At 63.8% G+C, this 19,752-nt stretch carries 16 protein-coding genes, 1 tRNA gene and 1 pseudogene; 6 read left to right on the forward strand and 12 right to left on the reverse strand.

The genetic code is table 11. The annotated features are described in order from the left end of the window. The first annotated feature begins 110 nt into the window (after positions 1-110). Positions 111-1,823: an amidase gene (locus Q8O96_RS28035; RefSeq protein WP_115580184.1), complete on the forward strand. Its 1,713-nt coding sequence runs from the start codon at positions 111-113 to the stop codon at positions 1,821-1,823. Between the two features lie 104 nt (positions 1,824-1,927). Here the strand turns inward: Q8O96_RS28035 and Q8O96_RS31395 are convergent, their stop codons facing one another. Continuing rightward, a complete protein-coding gene (locus tag Q8O96_RS31395; RefSeq protein ID WP_371826212.1) occupies positions 1,928-2,470 on the reverse strand; it encodes a methyl-accepting chemotaxis protein in 543 nt (180 codons plus the stop codon). Then, a pseudogene (locus Q8O96_RS31400) lies at positions 2,465-3,241 on the reverse strand (PAS domain-containing protein); the annotation flags it as partial. The pseudogene Q8O96_RS31400 and the gene Q8O96_RS31395, both read right to left, overlap by 6 nt. Before the next feature lie 217 nt (positions 3,242-3,458). On the opposite strand from Q8O96_RS31400, the gene Q8O96_RS28045 reads away from it, so the two are divergent. Then, the gene (locus Q8O96_RS28045) at positions 3,459-3,956 is read left to right on the forward strand and encodes a hypothetical protein (protein ID WP_305949821.1); all 498 of its coding nucleotides are present in this window, start codon (positions 3,459-3,461) and stop codon (positions 3,954-3,956) included. A gap of 1 nt (position 3,957) precedes the next feature. Here the strand turns inward: Q8O96_RS28045 and Q8O96_RS28050 are convergent, their stop codons facing one another. The 7 genes from Q8O96_RS28050 to Q8O96_RS28080 all read right to left on the reverse strand — a co-directional run bounded on the left by Q8O96_RS28050 (position 3,958) and on the right by Q8O96_RS28080 (position 14,864). Continuing rightward, positions 3,958-6,084, reverse strand: a complete 2,127-nt coding sequence (locus Q8O96_RS28050; protein WP_305949822.1) for a TonB-dependent receptor domain-containing protein — start codon at positions 6,082-6,084, stop codon at positions 3,958-3,960. Positions 6,085-6,299: 215 nt separating this feature from the next. Continuing rightward, the gene (locus tag Q8O96_RS28055; RefSeq protein WP_305949823.1) at positions 6,300-7,241 is read right to left on the reverse strand and encodes a viperin family antiviral radical SAM protein; all 942 of its coding nucleotides are present in this window, start codon (positions 7,239-7,241) and stop codon (positions 6,300-6,302) included. Between the two features lie 26 nt (positions 7,242-7,267). Further along, entirely contained in the window at positions 7,268-9,163 is a 1,896-nt protein-coding gene (locus Q8O96_RS28060) for an SUMF1/EgtB/PvdO family nonheme iron enzyme (RefSeq protein ID WP_305949824.1), read from the reverse strand. A 278-nt stretch (positions 9,164-9,441) separates the two neighbouring features. Continuing rightward, on the reverse strand, positions 9,442-9,945 hold the full coding sequence (locus tag Q8O96_RS28065) for a hypothetical protein (RefSeq protein WP_102863349.1): 504 nt from the start codon (positions 9,943-9,945) through the stop codon (positions 9,442-9,444). A gap of 128 nt (positions 9,946-10,073) precedes the next feature. Continuing rightward, the gene (locus tag Q8O96_RS28070; RefSeq protein WP_305949825.1) at positions 10,074-11,648 is read right to left on the reverse strand and encodes an FGGY-family carbohydrate kinase; all 1,575 of its coding nucleotides are present in this window, start codon (positions 11,646-11,648) and stop codon (positions 10,074-10,076) included. Between the two features lie 20 nt (positions 11,649-11,668). After that, the gene (locus Q8O96_RS28075) at positions 11,669-13,264 is read right to left on the reverse strand and encodes a glycerol-3-phosphate dehydrogenase/oxidase (protein WP_305949826.1); all 1,596 of its coding nucleotides are present in this window, start codon (positions 13,262-13,264) and stop codon (positions 11,669-11,671) included. Positions 13,265-13,268: 4 nt separating this feature from the next. Beyond that, a complete protein-coding gene (locus tag Q8O96_RS28080; protein ID WP_305949827.1) occupies positions 13,269-14,864 on the reverse strand; it encodes an FAD-binding oxidoreductase in 1,596 nt (531 codons plus the stop codon). 177 nt (positions 14,865-15,041) lie between these two features. On the opposite strand from Q8O96_RS28080, the gene Q8O96_RS28085 reads away from it, so the two are divergent. Continuing rightward, positions 15,042-15,746 (forward strand): hypothetical protein, encoded by a 705-nt coding sequence (locus Q8O96_RS28085; RefSeq protein WP_305949828.1) that lies wholly within the window; start codon positions 15,042-15,044, stop codon positions 15,744-15,746. Positions 15,747-15,917: 171 nt separating this feature from the next. Further along, positions 15,918-15,992, forward strand: a tRNA-Gln gene (locus Q8O96_RS28090). Positions 15,993-16,005: 13 nt separating this feature from the next. Here Q8O96_RS28090 and Q8O96_RS28095 read toward each other — a convergent pair. Next, positions 16,006-16,914, reverse strand: a complete 909-nt coding sequence (locus Q8O96_RS28095) for a LysR family transcriptional regulator (RefSeq protein WP_102879122.1) — start codon at positions 16,912-16,914, stop codon at positions 16,006-16,008. Between the two features lie 124 nt (positions 16,915-17,038). Here Q8O96_RS28095 and Q8O96_RS28100 point away from each other — a divergent pair, with 124 nt between their 5' ends. After that, positions 17,039-18,244 carry an MFS transporter gene (locus Q8O96_RS28100; protein ID WP_115580191.1) on the forward strand — a complete coding sequence of 402 codons (1,206 nt, stop codon included), beginning with the start codon at positions 17,039-17,041 and terminating at the stop codon, positions 18,242-18,244. Between the two features lie 13 nt (positions 18,245-18,257). Here the strand turns inward: Q8O96_RS28100 and Q8O96_RS28105 are convergent, their stop codons facing one another. Together Q8O96_RS28105 and Q8O96_RS28110 are read right to left on the reverse strand one after the other, a co-directional pair. Continuing rightward, a complete protein-coding gene (locus Q8O96_RS28105; RefSeq protein WP_115580192.1) occupies positions 18,258-18,557 on the reverse strand; it encodes a hypothetical protein in 300 nt (99 codons plus the stop codon). Between the two features lie 42 nt (positions 18,558-18,599). Further along, positions 18,600-19,073, reverse strand: coding sequence for a hypothetical protein (locus Q8O96_RS28110; RefSeq protein WP_305949829.1), 474 nt, complete (start codon positions 19,071-19,073; stop codon positions 18,600-18,602). A 141-nt stretch (positions 19,074-19,214) separates the two neighbouring features. On the opposite strand from Q8O96_RS28110, the gene Q8O96_RS28115 reads away from it, so the two are divergent. After that, entirely contained in the window at positions 19,215-19,667 is a 453-nt protein-coding gene (locus tag Q8O96_RS28115; RefSeq protein ID WP_102863342.1) for a hypothetical protein, read from the forward strand. Positions 19,668-19,752: the final 85 nt, after the last annotated feature.

Genomic DNA, 19,752 nt, shown 5'->3' on the forward strand with positions numbered 1-19,752 from the left:
GTCGTGCCCAGCCGTACCACGAGAATCACCATGCACAGCCATTACCCGAACACCCGCGCTCCGTTGCGCCCTCTTGACCTCCTCACCCACCAGCCAACGGCGGTAGCCCCATGATCGAAGTCACCGAAGTGTCCATTGCCGACCTGCGCGCCGCCCTGGAATCAGGCCGGACCACCGCCGTGGAACTGGTCCAGGCCTATCTGGCGCGGATCGATGCCTACGATGGCCCGCAGACCGCCACCGCGCTGAACGCCGTGGTGGTGCGCAACCCTGAGGCCCTGAAGGAGGCCGCAGCGTCCGATGAGCGTCGCGCCAAGGGCCAGACCCTGGGCCCGCTGGACGGCATTCCCTACACCGCCAAGGACAGCTACCTGGTCAAGGGCCTGACCGCCGCCTCGGGCAGCCCGGCCTTTGCCGAGCTGGTGGCCTACCGCGATGCCTTCACCATCGAGCGCCTGCGGGGCGCCGGGGCCATTTGCCTGGGCAAGACCAACATGCCGCCCATGGCCAACGGCGGCATGCAGCGCGGGGTGTATGGCCGTGCGGAAAGCCCCTACAACGCCGCTTACCTGACCGCGCCCTTTGCCTCGGGCTCCTCCAATGGCGCCGGCACGGCCACCGCCGCCAGCTTCGCCGCCTTCGGCCTGGCCGAGGAAACCTGGTCCAGCGGTCGTGGCCCGGCCTCCAACAATGGCCTGTGCGCCTACACACCATCGCGTGGAGTGATTTCGGTGCGCGGCAACTGGCCGCTGACCCCGACCATGGACGTGGTGGTGCCCTTCGCCCGGACCATGGCCGACCTGCTGCAAGTGCTGGACGTGGTGGTGGCCGAAGACCCGGACACCCGCGGCGACCTGTGGCGCCTGCAGCCCTGGGTGCCGATCCCCAGCGTGAGCTCGGTGCGCCCGGCGTCCTACCCGCAACTGGCGGCCGACGCCACGGCGCTCAAGGGCAAACGCTTTGGTGTGCCGCGCATGTACATCAATGCCGACCCGGAAGCCGGCACCAGCGACAAACCCGGCATCGGCGGCCCCACCGGCCAGCGCATTCACACCCGGCCCTCGGTGATCGACCTTTGGCAACAGGCGCGTCAAGCCCTGGAAGCCGCCGGCGCCGAAGTGCTGGAAGTGGACTTCCCCCTGGTGTCCAACTGCGAAGGCGACCGCCCCGGCGCACCGACCGTGTACAACCGCGGCCTGGTCAGCAAGGAGTTCCTCCATGACGAATTGTGGGAACTGTCGGGCTGGGCCTTCGACGACTTCCTGCGGGCCAACGACGACCCCAAGCTCAACCGCTTGGCGGATGTCGACGGGCCGCAGATCTTCCCCCACGACCCCGGCACCCTGCCCAACCGCGAAGACGACCTGGCCGCCGGCATGGACCAGTACGTGACCATGGCCAAGCGCGGGCTCAAGACCTGGGACCAGATCGCCTCCCTGGCCGACGGCCTGCGCGGCCTGGAGCAGACCCGGCGCATCGATCTGGAAGAGTGGATGGATCGCCTGGGGCTGGACGCGGTGCTGTTCCCCACCGTGGCCGACGTAGGCCCGGCAGATGCCGACATCAACCCCGAGTCTGCGGACATTGCCTGGAGCAACGGCGTGTGGGTGGCCAACGGCAACCTTGCGATCCGCCACCTGGGCGTGCCCACGGTGACCGTGCCGATGGGCGTGATGGCAGACATCGGCATGCCGGTCGGCCTGACCTTCGCTGGCCGCGCCTATGACGATTCGAGCCTGCTGCGCCTGGCGTCGGCCTTCGAATCCACCGGCAGCAAGCGTCTGATTCCACCACGCACGCCGGCCTTGTCACTCGCTCGCTAAGCGCAAAGGCCCGAGGCGCCCATAAGGCGCCCCGGGCCTTTACCCGCCTGACAGCGCACCACAGCGATGCACCGCCAGGGGCGCGCGACGGTATGTTGCGCAGGCTATTTCAACTGATTGGCGAAACGCCCCACGGCCCCCACAACCTGGCGCGCGCCCTCCTGGATTTCGAGAATCACCGAGCCGGCCTCGTTGGCAAGTGCCAGGCCTTCTTCAGCCTGCCCGCGACTGTTGGCCATGCCGCTTACGGCTGCATCCGCCAGACTCTGATTCTGCTGTACAACGCTGACGATTTCTTCGGTAGCGGCACTGGTGCGCCCCGCCAACTGCCTCACTTCATCGGCGACCACGGCAAACCCCCGGCCCTGCTCACCGGCCCGCGCCGCCTCGATTGCGGCGTTGAGCGCGAGCAAGTTGGTCTGTTGGGCGATGCCGCCAATGGTCTGGACAATCGAGCTGATCAGCAGTGATTGCTTGCCCAACGCTTCAATCCCGGCGGATGCCGCCTGCATTTCATCCGAGATCATGCGCATCGTTTGCACGGTGTTCTGCACCACGTCGGCACCTCGGCGGGCGCTGATGTCGGTTTGTTGGGAGATCTCGAACGCGATGGTCGCCGCCTCGTTCACCTGCTGCTCGCGAGCCACTTGCTCGGTAATGACCGTGGCGAACTTGACCACCTTGTAAAGGACGCCCTGTGCGTTGTGCACCGGGTTGTAGGTCGCTTCCAGCCAAACGACTCGACCATGGGCATCGACGCGCTTGAAACGGTCAGCCACGAATTCACCGCGATTGAGGGTCGCCCAGAACTCCTTGTAATGACTGGACGCGGCATCGGCTGGGTCACAGAACATGCTGTGGTGCTTGCCTTTGATTTGCCCAAGTTCATAGCCCATTGAGCGCAGAAACTGCTCGTTTGCTTGCAGGATATGGCCTTGAAGATCGAACTCGATCACCGCAGTGGAGCGCAGCAGCGCTTGAATGAACGCCGAATTCTCCGCCGAAGTGTCAACGGTCTCGGTGATGTTCGAACCAAAGGCATGAATACTTTCCAATTGCCCCTGTTGATTGACAATCGGCTGCCAGAGGCCACGAAACCACGACAGTCCACCATCGGGACGCTGAAAACGGTAAGTATCGATAACCGCGTCGTGGTTGTTCACGCTGTCGAGCAAACGACGATAGCAATCCATCTGCCGTACATACTGCGGAATGAAATTGTCGATCGGTTTGTTCAGTACTTGGTTGGCGCCACACCCCAACATGTTCAGAAAGCCTTCATTGGCATCTATAACGTTGTAGTTGGCGTCAAGGACCGCACGCACAAGGCAAGTCTCAATCCCCTTGAGCAACTGTCGAGCCACTGAAAGCTCCGACTGAAGGGACTGCAACTGCATTTTCAAACGAGTATTGAACATGGGCGCATCCTGCTAAAGGAGAGACTCTTTGCTATCGGCAACCGTTGGGGGTTTGTTTTCAGCTTTTTTTGTGCTGCAAAAACACTATAGAAGCATTGTTTGCAGCGCTCCATTTTCTCCCCTGATATAAAGCCATGCACCCAGCCTGGTGGTTACAATCCCCGCGCCACGCCACTAGCGCCCTTCCCCATGCACCGCCCGAGCCGGACCACTCACCATGACCACACACCGCATTACCCTCGCCAACGGCTGGATTGCCGAATTTGCCGAACAAGGTGAATTCCGCATGGGCGCCATCAGCTGGAACCTGCACCTGCGCGGCCCCGAGCAACAGGCCATCCGCTATTTCGAAACCCAGATCGTGCTGGTCAACGATGAGGATGGCGAGCAGGCACGGAACTTCATCAGCCTGTCCGAGGACGGGGTCTACGGGTACCTGGGCAACGGCATGAGTCACGGTCGGGTGATCGACTTCTCCCGCTGCATGATCGCGCCCCACCGGGTGACGATTTCCCACTACCACTACGCCTATGACGAATACATCTCGCTGCTGGAGCAACCGGCGTACAAGCGAGTGCGGGAGTACATAAGTGTCATCGGTCGCACCGTCTACCTGACCTTTCCCTTCACCCGGGACGAGGACTTTCCCAAGGTCTGGGAGGAGTACCTGGTGATCCGCCGGCGGCAGCTGGACGAGCTGTATTTTAGGAACTGAGTCAGCGCAGGCTCCAGGACACGCCCAGGTACACCCCCAAGCCTTCTCCCGGGGTCGAGCGCGCCGCGTCCAGCCCCTTGTCGTCGTAGCCCGGAGTAACGGTGGCGGCGTAGCGCTTGTCGGTCAGGTTGCGCACATCGACCCAGGTCTGCCAGTCGTTCTTTGGTGCGTTGTAGCCCAGGGTGGCGCCGAACAGCGCGTAAGGGTCGGCGTAGTAACTGTTGGCGTAATCCACCGCCACCTTGGACACCAGTTGGGTGTTGACGGCGGCGAAGAAACCCAGGGGCCAGTCGTAGCGCAACTCGCCCTGGTAATAGTGCATCGGCAGGCCCGGTAAGCGGTTGTCGCCAAAACGCGCGTCATCGCGATAGTGGAAGTCGCTGAAGGTGTAGGCCTGGCGCAGGCTCAGGCGGCCGACGCCTGGCTGCGACCACAGCTCACTCTGCAGGCTGGCCTCCACGCCTTGGTGCACCGTGGGGCTGGCGTTGAGCTCGTAGGGCATGGTGGCGTTGGCGTCCGGCCATACCGAGAGCAGTTCGTGGCGCACCTGGGCGTAGTACCAGGCCAGGCTCCACTCGCCCAGGCTGCTATCGCCGCGGCCGCCCAGCTCCAGGGTGGTGGCGGTCTGGTTGCGCAGCTTGATCGGATCGCGCTGGGCGCCCGTGGCGACGCCGCTGCCAGCCGGGAAGCGCAGGTTCGAGCTGTAGATCAACGACCAGGGGTGCGGTGCTTCCACCGAGCGGCTGAGATTGCCAAACAGCTGCACATTCGGTGTCAGCTGGTAGCGCAGGCCCAGGCGCGGCGCGTAGTCCCAATCGCCGAGGCTGGTCTTGCCGCCGCCCTCGGGGTAGGTCACCGCACTTTCGCGCCGGGTGTAGATGGCCGCCAGGCCCGTGGTCAGCCACAGGTCATCGGCAACTTCCAGGTCATTGCCAAAGTGCAGAACCGTATCCGAGCCCTGGTAAGTAAAGTTGCGGATTCGCGTGCCTGGCGCATAGCTGGCGGTATTGCCTGTGGGAATCCGCACAAACTCGCTGGCCCCGTCATTGGGCAGGTGCTGGGTGACCCGCAGACCCAGGGTGCTGCGGCTTTCCCGGCCCCAGAGAGTGTCGCGACGCTTGTAGTCGAAGGTGCCGCTGACGTCGCTGTAGGCCACCTTCAGGCGGTTGGGGCCTTCGCGCAGGTCCATGGGGTAATCGTGGTAGACCAGACCGGTCTGGATGCTCGAATCGTCGTCGATGTAATAGGTGGTCTTGTTGCCGACAAAGGTACTGCCCGGCTGCTTGCGCCGGTCGTCGCGGCTGACATAGGCCGGGTTGGCCGCCCGTGGGTCGTGCTCGATGGAACCTTTGCTGACCCGCCCGGCCAGATCGTTGTCGGTCTCGCGGTAGCGCAGGTAGAAACGGGTTTCCAGGTTCGGGTTGAAGCGGTAGCCGAAGTTGCCAATCAGCCCCTTGCTCTGGCTGCGGGTGTGGTCCTGGTAACCGTCGGCGTTGGCGTCGGTCAGCGACACGTAGTAGTCGAAATTCCCCAGCACTTGCCCGGAGCTGAGCTGACGCTGCTGATAACCGTGGCTGCCAGTGGCGTAGCGCACCTGCAACAGCGGTGCGTCGTAACCGGTGTGGCTGATGTAGTCGATGGCGCCCCCCAGGGCCAGGGCGCCACGGTCGAAACCATTGGCGCCGCGCAGCACCTCTACGTGATCGACCCACAGGGGCTCGAGCAACTCATAGGGGGTGCCGCCGGGGCCGGTCAGGGGCAAGCCGTCGAGCATGGTGTACAGCCCCGAGGCATGGGCCCCCGGCGCGCGGTTGATGCCCGAACCACGGATCGAGATCTTCACCCCTTCGTTCCCGGCGGACTGGGCATAGACCCCAGGCTGATAGGCCAGCACATCCTGGTTGCTGGCCACCCGCCCCTGCAGCGGCCGGCGCATGTCCACCACATTGCTGGCGCCCGGCACCTGGGCCAGCCGCGCCTCGGCCTCTGCCACCTGCTGTCCCTCAGCGCCCTGCTCCTGCCCCAGGACCTGCGCCGGGGCCAGCTCCACGCTCCGGGTCTCGGCGATTGCCGGGCAGGCAAGGGCCAGGCCCAACAGGGCCGTGGGCAAGGATTTTGGCGAAGACATCGAGAAAACTCCGGCGTAGTCAGAAAGGCAATGAATGCTGCGACGCCAGAAAGAACCAACAGAGCACAGAACAATGTGAGCAATGGCGCCCGGCCAAGGCGACATGCCGTTATCTGATCCGGGGCGCAGCCGGCCCTGGCTGCGCCCCTTCGTGCCCCCTCAGCCTGGCACGGGAGGCGACGCACAGGCCGCTCGACGCCCCGGCACCGGCCCCATCAACTGCTGACCTCCCTGAGCGGCATGCCGTGATAGCGCGAAGCAAATGCCGTTGCGGACAAGCGCCACTCACTGAACGCGGATTCAGCACCCACGGCATCCACCGGCTGGCTGTATTGATAGCCTTGCTGACCTAAGCGGTTCTGGAAAAAGCGTCCCAATGGGTCAAGCATGATGTAGGACTCACTCATGTCGTCGTTGTCCTCAACACACATGATCTGGCGAAACACCGCATGTCGCTCGACGAAGCCCTGGAACCCGGCGGAGGAAACCGCCAATGCCTGTGTCACCACCTGCAACATGCGCAGTACTTTCCAGCGATCGGGCTTGAGCGCATTGAGCATCTGCGACAGATCCTCTTGGTGGTTCAGTGCATTGACCACGGTATTGACCTTCAACAACAGCGCCGGATTGTACTGCCGGGCTTGGTGCAACAGCTGCGACAGGACATCGAGATCCAGCAACCGCCCGCGGCTATCGGCGCGCCCCATGCCCAGGTTGCTGGCCTGGTTCGCTGAATCCAGGCTCACGCCGAGGGTTGAAATGAGCGGCGCAAGGCCCTCGATCAAGTCTGGGGTAAGCCGACTGCCGTTGGTGATGATGGACGCGCTCATGCCTTTGGCCTTGGCGTATTCCAGCGTGCGAAGTAACGCTTGCGGGTACAACAGCGGCTCCCCGCCTGCCACGTTCAGGCGAATACTCGACCACGACAACTGCTGGCGAAGGGGATTGGCACGATTGTGCGGGTGGAAGAAGTCGTGAATCTCATCCAGCAAGCGGCGGGTGCGGTTCCAGTCGTGCAGCAGTTCCTTACCGGCCCCGTCCCACTTTGCATAGCAATACTGGCACTCATAGTTGCACGCCTCGGTGATGTGCCAGTTGATGACCAGTTCGTTTACATGGGGCACAACCGGCCCCGGACTCTTGTGTGAATGCAGCATTTATCTTGCTCCTATAGGGGGGACAGCTACGCGTCGAGGTGAGCGGCGTAGCAGAGCCGAAATCCGATTTTGGCGCCCTTGTAGCTCATGGTCAGATGGACGGGGCACAGGTTGCGTTCAATGGCCCCACCCACAATGGATTGATGCGTGGCTGCACACGCGACTGGCGCAGCACCGTGTTGATAATCGCCCAGCCATTCGCCAAACCCAGGCACGCTGAGAAACGGTGTGCCCTGGGCACTGGCTACCCAGTTCAGTGCTGGCATGAATCGCATGATGCCCTCGGGCCGATAGCAGTGCGCAGAGTTGCCGCCCAGCCTGCCGTCGCCCCCCACGATTGCCCATCCCAACTGCTCGTAGATCGGGTCGCAGGGTAAGGTTCCCGGCTCGACTGTAAAGCGCCGAACAGCGTTTACCTGGCTCAGGTCCACGGACGCCGCAGGAGCAACCTGCCGCCAATCGGCGGCCGACATTAGTCGCACAGGAAGCCCGCTGCGTTGCTCAAAGTCGCGACAATACGCCACGGCATCCAGCCAGGTGACACTCACGGGAAGTTCATTGGCGTCGGTGTTGATGCTCGCCAAGTCGTCTATGCGGCAGCCGGCCACAGCCGCCTTGGCTTGTCGGGCAGCGTCCCAGCCGGTGCGCTCCTGGAAAGCGTTGAACTGCGCGATGGTGATCAGCGGCGAAACCATCAGGCAGTAATCCGTGCAGCGATGGGCAATGAATGAACGCGAGGCCGATCCGGTTTCAGGCCGCGGCTGGCAATAGCCCCGGCTGGAGATGAGCTCACGCTCAATCAACGCTTCATAGCCCGGCCAATCCGCCGCAGTTCCCCCCTGCGAGTAATGACGCTCCTCGGCCTCGTGCTGCAGCCGCTCCGTCCACAGCCCGCTCGAAAAATACAGATGCCCCTGCAGCTTGCTGCGGTCCATCGCCTTGGGTAACTCAGGCTTGGTGAAAAACGGGTAATGCGGATTGGAGGAAAACTCAGCATTACGTTGATTGCGCACCAGCCAATCGAACCGGCCATTGGTGCCACGCAGAAAAATCAGGTTGGGATTGCCCGGTACCGGCAGGACATCCACCCAGCCTTCATCACTGGCTTCGATCTGCTCCCGAAACAGCCTGAACAACTGCTGGTCGAATGACTGCTGTGCCGCTGACGCGTTGTAGCTGCGTATGACAGGGGCCGCAACCAACGGGTCCATCAGGTTGTCGCCCAGCAAGTTGTACATCCCACCGATGAGCTCGCTGACCGCATTCAACATGAGCATTCGCCCGGTCAGGTCAAGATAGGCAAGCTCGCCACCGGCCTTCATGTGCTCGGCGCGCACCAGCACCTGGTCCGCATACTGCCGACAAAAATCAAACCTCTGCTCGTCAGTCCACAACCCCTGCCCAAGGGCTTGAGTGGCCCCGGCAATCTGATCGATATCAAGACGACCGTAGCTGGAGGCCGAAAACAACCCGCAGCCAACACCGGTGAAGATCCGCTTGGGCAGCGCCAGCCCTGAACTGAAAAGACGATCAGACAGTTGCCGGGCCGTCAGCGCTCCGGCGAAACCGGGGGCATGGGACCAACTGACAAGATTGGTCGGCAGCGACAGATTATGGGTGCACAGAAAATCGGCAATCCGGGGTTGCTCCACCTCAAGCCAATGGTCGTAGGATTGCCCGCCGAGCGCCCGCGACAAAGCGTTCAGCAACGCAACCGGCTTCAAGGCGGTCTTTTTCTGTTTTGAGTCAGCTCGGGGCAGGCACTCCTTGCGCAAGCGATTCACCGCTTCACAGAAATGCTCTTTGTGCAGGCCATCCAGGCACAGGGACCAGAAGCGCTCGACAGGGTTCTCGCCGACGCTTGGCTTTTCGATCAGGACATAGACGTCACGCGTTGCGCGCAACAGATCAAAGGGGTTCATAACACTCTCCAATAAAGCCACGGCACAACGCACCGTGCTGCCTCGGCAACAGGTTGTAGTCAGCAACGGGGATTTGGAGAGAGAGGATCAACGCGATCCTTTGAGCCGATCAACTGAGGAGGCAACTTCCCAGCCGTGGTTGCTCAGGTACCACACGCCTTCCAGCGACGGCACGCAGCTTATTCTGAAACAGGCGTTCGCCACAAGAAAAAAAACCAGCTGCCAAATCATCAGCGCCCGATGCGGGAACAGGATGCGCCCTGCCCTGAGCAAGGCGCTCAAGCCTCACCCTGTGCTTTTTTACTGCCCTTGATGTTTTCGATCAGATCGACCACGTAGTTCTGGTTGAAACCGGCAACGAAGGACCAGAACAGCAACTTGCCATAGGCGGCGTAGCCGTCAGCGTGCTGGCAGAAAATCACATAGAAGCTGTTCTCGGGGTAGTTGCAACTCTTGTCCCTGACGATCTCGGGAAACAGTTCCCCTTGCACCACGCCGGAGATGAACAGGATGTACAGCAGGCCCGCCAGGATGCCGCCAATGAACGACGGCAGCAGCACATTGAACCAGGAACTGCACAGGCTGATGATCTCCTCCTCGCAAAGGTGTGACAGTTGCCGGTGAAACCCCACATAACCACCAATATTGCCGACGATGAACACCACCGAGGGGATGGTGTAGCCGTCGGCCAGGGCGACCGCTCCCAGGGACGCCGCCAACAGCAGCACAAAGATGATGAACAGTCGCTTCCATAGGATGTTCAGTGCTTCCTGGCGGTTCATGTTCAGCTCGTCGGTTCAGGTTTTCGGAGAGATCCGTCTACCTTGATGACGATAGATGAGCCTTGCCCGGCAGGACCTTTTTTTTCGCCAGGGAATCCTTGCCCCGGCGACCTGCGCCTGCCGTGTCCTCAGGCCGGATACCCGGTGATCTCGCGGATGCTCTGGTACAGCGGCTTGAGCTGGCGGTACATGCGCAGGTAGACCTCGCTGTACAGCCGCTGATACATCTGCTGCGCTTGCGGCTGTGGCTCGAACACCGCGCCGACCCGGGTCATGGCGCTGATGGCCGTGGGAAAATCCGGGTACAGGCCCAGGCCCACCGCACAGGCGATCACCGCCCCCAGCCCCGAGGCTTCATAGACATGGGGGCGTTCCACCGGCAGGCCGAAGATGTCTGCGGTCAGTTGCATGGCCGCGTCGCTCTGGGAGCCGCCGCCGGCCACCCGCAGGCGGGTGATCTTCAGCTTGGAGCGTTGTTCCATGCGTTCCATGCCCTGGCGCAGGGCATAGGCCAGACCTTCGAGAATCGCCCGGTAGATGTGGGCCCGGGTGTGCACGTCGCCAAAGCCGATCATCGCGCCCTTGGCTTCCATGCCCGGCTCGCGGATGCCCGGCGACCAGTAGGGTTGCAGGGTCAGCCCCATGGACCCGGGCGGCACCGCCTGGACCAGGGCATCAAACAGCTGTTCCGCCTCCAGCCCCTGCTCGGCTGCCTGCTGCACTTCCCGCAGGCCGAACTGTTGCTTGAACCAGCTGACCATCCAGTAACCGCGGAAAATCATCACCTCGCAGTTGTAGTGGTTCGGCACCGCCGCCGGGTACGGCGGGATCAGCGGCACCACTTCCAGATAGCGGGAACGGGTGGTGGTGATGGTCGCCGTGGTGCCGTAGGACAGGCAGGCCGTGGTGGAATCCTGGACGCCCGAGCCGAGGACTTCGCAAGCCTTGTCGGCACCGGCGGCAATCAGCGCCAAGCCCTCGGGAATACCGGTGTGGCGACTGGCTTCGGCGCTGATCCGGCCCAGGGTTTCGCCGGGTTTGAGCAGGGTCGGCAACTGCTCCTGACGCACCGCCAGGGCCTGCCATTTCCAGTCGCTGGGGGCGGCCCAGCGCAGGCGCTTGTAGTCAAACGGCAGGTACGCCACGCAACAGCCAACGGAGTCGACGAAGTTGCCGGTCAGGCGATGGGTGAGAAAGCCCGAGAGCAGCAGGAACTTGTCAGTGGCTGCCCACACCTCGGGTTGCTGCTGGGCCACCCAGTTGGCTTCGGCCTGGGCCCGAAAATAGTCCACCGTGGCCTCGGCGCCGATCAGTTTGAACAGCCAGCCCCAAGGCCCCTTGATCCGACCCTCGACCTCGGCCTGGCGCTGGTCGAGCCAGAGAATGGCCGGACGCAGGGCCTTGCCCTGGGCGTCGACATTGATCAGGGTGCCGCGCTGGGTGGTCAGGGACACGCCGCGGATCTGCGAGCGGTCGATGCCGGTCTGCTGCCAGAGCAATTGGCAGGCTTCGCCGAGCTTGGCCCAGTAATAGTCCGGGTGCTGTTCGGCCCAGCCGGGCTGGCTTGAAAAATAGGCCTCCAGCTCCACCTTGCCCTTGCCCAGCAGGTTGCCCGACAGGTCGAACAGCAGCGCGCGCACGCTTTGGGTGCCGTTGTCGATCGCCAGCAGGTAGTCCTGCTTATTGTTGTTGTGCGTGTCCATGGGGCTCTCTTGGTTGGGGCTCAATCGGTGACGGGGGGCAGGCTGTGATGGCGCTGCCACAGGTCGCGGTAGCGCTGTTCTTCGGCCAGCCAGCGCGCATCGTCCCAGCCCAGGCGGGGCTGGCACAGGCGGCGGATGGCCGGCAGGTACTGGGCGGCGCCCTCGGCCAGCAGCAGGCCGATGCGGGTGCGGCGCAGCAGCAGGTCGTCCAGGTGCAGGACCATTTCCGCCTCGGCGGCAAAGGCCAGCTCGGCCCACAGGGTGTCGCTGGCGCCGACGCAATCGCCGCCCAGCTCGACCACCCGTTGCGCTACGCGGGGCAAGTCGCGGCCATGGCGCCCGGCCAGGCGCCGCAACTGAGCCGCGCTGAGCCCGGGAATGTCCACCGGCGCCTGGGGGGCGAACACCGGCTCGCCGTCGTCCTCCACGTTGCGCCCGAGCATGGCGCCACAGGCTTGCAGCACCTCGATGGCCTGGGGCCGGAAGGTGGTGAGCTTGCCGCCGGCCAGGGTCACGCAGCCCGGCTCCTGCCACAGCACATGCTCGCGGGTTTCGTTGGACGGCTTGCCCTGTTGCTCCCCCCCCGCGCCGGCCACCACCGGGCGCACCCCGGCCCAGGTCGAGAGCACATCGGCGGCGCTTACCTGAGCCTGGGGAAACTGCTGGGCACAGGCGGCCAGCAGATAGCGCAGTTCTTCCTGACTGATGCTGGCGCTCTGGTCCAGATCGTCGCGGTGATCAAGATCGGTAGTGCCCACCACCGTGGCGCCTTCCCAGGGGAAGACGAACACCGGCCGACCGTCCTCGGCATGCATGAAGCTCAAGGCCTGGGCCACCGGCAGGCGCCAACCCGGCAACAGCAAATGACTGCCGCGCAACGGGCGCAGCTGGCGCGGAGCCTGGGCCGGGCGCAGGCGCTCGGCCCAGGCTCCGGTGGCCACCGCCAGGGCCGCGCAGCCAAGGGTGTGCACTGCACCCGTTTCACTGTCCTCGATCGCCACCCCGCACACCCGCCCGTTCTCCCGCAGCAGGCGAGTCACCCGCAGGCCATTGATGGCCACGGCGCCATCGGCCCGGGCTTCGGCCAGCACCCGCATCACCAGGCGCGCATCGTCGGTCAGGGCATCCAGGAAACTGGTGCCCCCCAGCAGGCCCGGCTCCTTCACCCCCGGAGCCAGGAAGCGCAGGTGCGCGGCATCGTGAAAGCAGTGGTTGCGGCGCCCGGCCAGGGCGTCATACAGGGTCAACAGGCCGCCGAACACCTTGGGTCCGGGAAACTTGCCGCGGTAATGGGGCATCAGGAAACTCATGGGCTCCACCAGCCCGGGGGCTTCCTGCAGCAGGCGCTGGCGCTCGCGTACCGAGTCCCGGGTCAGGCGCCACTGGCCCTTGGCGATGTAGCGCAAGCCGCCATGGACCATCTTCGAGGAGCGGCTGGAGGTGCCCCAGGCAAAGTCCCGCTGCTCCAGCAACAGGCAACGCCAGCCGCGCCGCGCCGCTTCCCGCAGGATGCCGGCGCCGCTGATGCCGCCGCCGATCACGATCAGGTCCCAGGGTTGCGCCCCCAGCCCGGGCAGCGCCTGTTGGCGCCACTGGCCGTTCCAGTCCTGGCTCATGGCGTCACTGCTCCAGCAGGGTGCCGGGGTTGAGGCGCCCGGCGGGATCGAAGTGGCGGCTCAGGGCCTGCAGGGTGTCGATGGCCAGCGCGCCCTTCTCCCGCCGCAGGTACGGCGCATGGTCCTTACCCACCCCGTGCTGATGACTGATGGTGCCGTGGTGATTGACGATGGTCTGGCTGGCGGCGTGCTTGAGGGCCTGCCAGCGCGCCAGGGTCGCCGGGTACTGGGCGTCTGGGCGGAATACGTAAGTGGTGTAGATGCTCGACCCTTCGCCATAGACGTGGGACAGGTGGGTGAACACATGCACCTGCTCGCCCTCGGCGGCCAGGCCATCACGCAGGCTGCCCTCGATGCGTTGCAGCAGGCGATCAACGTTGCTCCAGTCGGTGGCCGTTTCCAGGGTGTCCACCAGGTAGCCGGCATTCCACAGGCTTTCGCGCAGGTAAGGAAAGCGAAAGCGGTTCTGCGCCCACTTCTTGCCCAGCAACGTCCCAGTAAAGACACCGCCAAACCCCTTGAGCTGGCGCCGGGCGTGACGCAGGGACAAGGCGTTCTGCTGGCGATTGCCGGTCACGCCGAAAGTCAGCAGGCACTTGCCCGGCCCCGCACCGCGCAGGGACAGGTATTTTTCCAGCCAGGCGATCTGCGTCGGATGGCCGGCCAGGGCCAATTGGGTTTCGGTCTCCAGGGCATTGGACAGGCGCAGCATCGACAGCGGCACCCGGGCCTGGGCCAGGGCGCGCACCGCTTGCAGCGCCTGGGTCCAGTCCGGCAGGAACACACCGTAGAAGCGCTCGTCGTCCGGCAAGCGGCTGACCCTGACCTTGACCTCGGAAATGATCCCGAAGCGCCCTTCGCTGCCCAGTACCACTTCCCGCAGATCCGGCCCGGCCGCAGACGCCGGAAAGGTGGCGATGGGCATTGGCCCGGCAAAGGTTTCCAGGGTGCCCCCGGCGAACAGCTGCTCGATGCGCCCATAGCGCAGCGACTGCTGGCCACTGGAGCGGCTGGCCACCCAGCCGCCCAGGGTCGACAGCTCCCAGGACTGGGGGAAGTGCCCCAGGGTGTAGCCGCGAGCGCGCAGTTGGCTCTCCACCTGCGGGCCACTGGCACCGGGGCCGAAAGTGGCCAGCAGGCTGTCTTCGTCCAGCTCCAGCAGGCGGCTCATGCGCGCCAGGGACACCGTCAGCACCGGCCGCTCGGACCACCCCGGATTGATATGCCCGGCCACCGAGGTGCCGCCGCCGTAGGGAATCAGGCACAGGTCGCGGTCCTCGGCCAGGGCCAGCAACTGGCGGATCTGCTCGGCGGTTTCCGGAAAGGCCACGGCATCCGGATAGACCCCCAGCTCGCCCTCGCGCAGGGCCAGCCAGTCCGGCAGGCTCTGGCCGCGGGCATGCAGCAGGCGTTCCTGGGGATCGATGCAATACAGCGGGTGGGCAGCAAGGCGTGAGGCCGGCACCTTGGCCAGCGCCTGTTCCAGAGTCGCCTCCGGCAAGCGGCGCCCCGGGCCCAGGCGCTCGGCGAGAAATCCCGCGCCCTGGGCCGGCAATTCGACCACCGTGGATACATCCCCCCAGCCGTTCCAGCGTCGCATACGTGTGTCCTTGTGCTGTTCTTATAGGTCTTGCTTCAGGCTCCCTATACTAGTGCGCGGCTGAACGCTGTCACGGTCGCATCGCGCCAGAGGATGTAGCCGATTGAGTCAGGCACAGGTGACATCCGGCGCCAATTACCGAAGAATCCTCACCCTCCCCATCACAGGCTCGCGTCCATGCCGGCACCCCTGAAAACCTGCGCCCCGCTGTTCTGGTCCACCGACCTGGGCATCGACTACGGCGCGCCGACCTTGCACCTGCACGACTTGCTGCCCGTGGTGGGCGAGGAACACTCGGCCTTCTTCCAGCACCGGGACGGCATCCTGATCGGCGAAACCCTGCAACTGATCTGGTGCCCGCCGGTTGCCGACCTCAATGGCTGGAACGAGCAGCCTTCGGAAATTGCCCTGAGCCAGCTGCTGCGAGTGCGGATCACCGGCCCGGCGCCCGAGCCGCCGACACCACGCAATGCCATCCACCATGGCCGGCCGAGGTACCGCTTCCTGGTCCTGTCCTGCCAGCCACTGCCGACGGCCCTGCGCGCCCAGCCGCTGGCACAGGACGCCTGGCAAATGCCGCTGATCGAGAATGGACAGGGCCGTTGCCTGACCTGGGAGGCCATCGACAACTGTGGTCGCGCCGAGGTCCAGGGGCTGATCTACCTGAGCGCCTACCGCCGCGACGAAACCTATATGGAAATGTTCATCGAGGACCTGGGCGGACAACTGTTCGGGCTGCTTTCGGTGCACCTGGGCCCGGGGGGCGACGACTATGATTTTGGCCGGCGCCTCCTGCAAGGCGCGGAGTTGCAGGCCATCCGCCGCGCACTGGCCATGGCCCGGCCCCTGAAGGATTCACAGCCCGGCTACCTGGCCCCCTGAAGCCCCAGGGCGGATAAAAGCGCTCAGAAAAAGACTAAGCAGCTGTTTTCAAACTCATTTTTTTGCATTGGGGGGCTTCACAGCCCGTCTATAAGTTGATAAATTTGCGCCCGTTCTTGCAGCGGCCCTCCCCGGACCGGCAGTCAAAGCAAGTAACGTCGCAACAGCTACAGGGGCGTCGCCAAGCGGTAAGGCAGCAGGTTTTGATCCTGCCATGCGTTGGTTCGAATCCAGCCGCCCCTGCCATTTTTCTTCATGTTCATCCCCCCAGACTCCGTTCCAGCACCTCCAGCAATGCACTGACCTTGGGCAACCCCTGCCGGCTTTTCAGCCACAGCAGATGAATCGCCTGCCCTTCGCTGGCCCACTGCGGCAGCACTTCGACCAGGGTGCCCTGCGCTAGCTGCTGCTTGACCAGCCACGAAGGCAATTGCGCGATGCCGTAACCGTCCAGCACGGTCATCAGCAGCCCCTCGCCATCCCCCACCACGCAACTGGCGGACATGACCCGGCGCTCGCTCTCGCCCGGACGTCCGGTCGCAAAGTTCCAGGGGCTGACCCGGCCGTCCACCCAGCCATAGGCAATGCACTGGTGCCGTTCCAGGTCCTGGTCGGTCAGCGGCGTGCCATGGCGCCGCAAGTAATCGGGGGAGGCGCAGAACAGGTGCCACTCGCGGCCCAGGCAGCGATGCCCCAGTGCCGCCGGCCACAGCTCCGAACCGCCGAGGCGCACGGCAATGTCCACGCCGGCTTCGAGGGGGTCGATGGCAGAATCGGAAAAGGTGATGTGCGGCTGCAAACCGGGGTGTTCCCGGGCAAACCGCAACACGGCAGCCAGTACCTGGGAGCGGCCAAAGGTCCCGGGCAGATCGATGCGCACCCGCCCCCGCAGCTCGGTGTGTTCCGCGTTCAGCGCCAGCTCGGCCTCTTCCAGATCGGCCAGCACACCGCTGCAGGTGCGGTAGAAAGCCGTCCCCGCGTCGGTCAGCGCCAGGCTTCGAGTGGTGCGCTGGAACAGCCGCGCCTGCAACCGCCCTTCCAGCCGGGCAATCGCCTTGCTGACGGCGGAAGCGGTGAGGTTGAGGCGCTCGGCGGCGGCCTTGAAGCTGCCGCAGTCGGCGACGCAGACAAATACATCGATCCCCTTCAAGCGCTCGGAAGAAAACATCGGTACCTCGCATTCATGAATCTGATTCCATTCATTGGGTAAAAATCATCATAAAACAGAATCAGATTCCCCAGTAAGCTGGCTGGCATTCTCCCAAGACCCTGCTACAGACGATGAGGCACGGATGCTGCGCACCCTGAAAGGCTACCCAAAGGCGATCAACCTGCTGCTCACCGGCACCCTGGTGCTGACCCTGGCCCGGGCCATCACCCTGCCCTATCTGGTGATCTACCTGAACAGTGCTTTCGGCCTGCCGGTCAGCGACATCGGCCTGGTGATCGGCAGCAGCCTGATCCTCGGTTCGCTGCTGAGCCTGTATGGCGGATTCCTGGTGGACAGGACCCCCAGCCACCGCCTGATCCTCGGCTGCTGCGCGCTGTTCACCCTGGGTTTTGTCGGCACCTTCACCGCCCGCCAGCTGTGGCTGTTCTACCTGTGCCTGGTGCTGATCAACCTGGCCTACGCGGTGATCGACATCGCGATCAAGGCCGGCTTTGCCCAGCGCCTGCCGGTGGAGCAACGCAGCGAAGCCTTCTCGATCAAGTACACCCTGACCAACATCGGCTACGCCGTGGGCCCGTTTCTCGGCGCCGGGCTGGCGCACCTGAGTATCAGCCTGCCGTTCCTGATATCCGCCGCCCTGGGCGCCGGGTTCCTGGCCATCCACCACCTCTGGGGCGACAGACAGCTGGATGCCGCTGGCGCCACATCCACGCCACTCTCCTTCCCGACCCTGGGCAAACAGCTGCTGCGGGACTACCGCCTGGTGTGCTTCACCCTCGGCGGCCTGCTCAGCGCCGTGGTCTTTGGCCAGTTCTCGGCCTACCTCTCGCAGTACCTGGTGGTCACCACGTCCCCGGAGGCCACCTACCGCATCATCAGCACCCTGGTGGCGACCAACGCCCTGCTGGTGATTGCCTTGCAGTACAGCATTGGCCGCAGGATTTCCCCGCGCCACCTGAACCGCTGGCTGGCAACCGGGCTGGGGCTGTTCCTGCTGGGGATCAGCGGGTTTGGCCTGTCCACCAGCCTGCCGCTGTGGGTGCTGTCGATGGTGGTGTTCACCCTGGGGGAAATCATCGTGTTTCCCGCCGAGTACATGTTCATCGACCTGATCGCCCCTGAGGCGTTGCGGGGCCTGTACTACGGCGCCCAGAACCTCTCCAGCCTCGGCGGCGCCCTGGGCCCGATACTCTGCGGCATGGTCCTGGCCAGCCAGCCGGCGCACTGGATCTTCTACATGCTGGGAGCGTTCATTGTCGCCGGGGGGCTGTTCTACTGCCTGGGCGCGGCCAACCTGAGCCAGCCTGTAGCCAGGGAAGCGGATTGAGGCTTGATCCTGCTCATGCCTTCAGGGGCATCCCCAGACGTTCGGCTATCCGCACCAGGGCTGCCCGACAGTGCGCTGAAATCACCAGAGGTGGCTCATTGATCATGTACAGCAAATGCTCGAAGGCGACCCCGGCCTCGTTGTGTTCCAGGTAATCCAGCACGATTTCCCGCCCATGCTCCAAGCCCGCCTGGGCCAATGCGTGATCCTCCGGTACGGGGCCGAGTTGCTCATAGGCACGGGCCAGCAAGGGTGACACTTCATCCAGGACGTCAATGAAATCCGCTCGCAGGCGGCGTACTCGCTCAGGCATAAAAGCCAGTCCTCATGGGGCAGAAAACCCTCCACTCGCCAATCACCCGTGATCGACCTGTCCCAGCAACTCGCGCCGGACTTGCAGCGCGATGGCCGCAAAGCCCTTGCCTGTACCTCGGTTACACGTCGAATGATTCAGAGTGGCGGTGATGTCATTCCAGCACTCCACCGCTTCAACCTGCCGGTGAGTGGGGTCGGTTTCGATTTCAAAATCGATGAAGCGCTCGTCCTGGGTCAACAACAAGCCAAACAGACTGGGCATTCCGGGAAAGTCGATATCCAACTTGAGGACGATGGTTGACGACCAGTCGACTGCCTGTGACTCGGCGTAATCCAACAAGGCCTGGGGCACCCCCTCGTCCCGCCAGCTCCTTGCGGTGCATTCCAGTTCGTAGGCTCTGAGAGTGTTTTGTTCCTGAACATTGAGCTGACGTTTTTTCAGGAGACGTTCGATGTCCATATCCAACCCGTGTGCTTCGTTGATGACTGCCGGAATCGCAGGTGGAACCTTCATTTGGCGCCATGGGGTAATGACCGGCCCTGTTCATTGCGGGCCGCGAAGAATAGCCCACCCCACCCATGATCTGGCCAACAGATTCACACCCGCCCCCTTCCGCACGTTCCTCTTTGCACCCCCAACAAAGAGGAATACCCGATGAAAAATACCGACCTCAGCCAACTCATCCTCAGCGACCACGCCCGCATCGAAGCCGCCATCAGCACCGGCGCCGCCTGGGAAGTGTGGTTTCAAGTGGAGTTTCTGATGCTGCTGCGTTCGGCCCATGTGGCCGCCGCCCGCGAAGTGCCCTATCCCAATCCGAATTCAGGCCTGCGCCTGGACGTGCTGGCCCAGCAAAACGGTGAGAACTACGCCATTGAGCTGAAGGTGGAAAGTGCCACCAACGCCGGCAACAAGCTGCTGGCCGAAACTCAGAAGGACATCGAAAAACTCACCAAGTACACCAGCCCCGTCGCGGCACGCTGGGCTGTGGCCTTGGGGTACAGCGACGTTGCCAAACGTGGCTTGCGGGACTTCGCCAACGCCCACAACACTCGGGTCATCTACCAGGAATCCGGCGCCATAGGGTGCATGATCGCCACGGTTTGACCACCCGCTGCAAAACGGCCCCGCCACGGCGGGGCCGTCGCTGCCCAGGGCCATACGCCCCCTGGGCAGCACCTTCATCCCACGC

Source organism: Pseudomonas sp. LPH60 (assembly GCF_030718165.1).
Taxonomy (GTDB): domain Bacteria; phylum Pseudomonadota; class Gammaproteobacteria; order Pseudomonadales; family Pseudomonadaceae; genus Aquipseudomonas; species Aquipseudomonas danubii.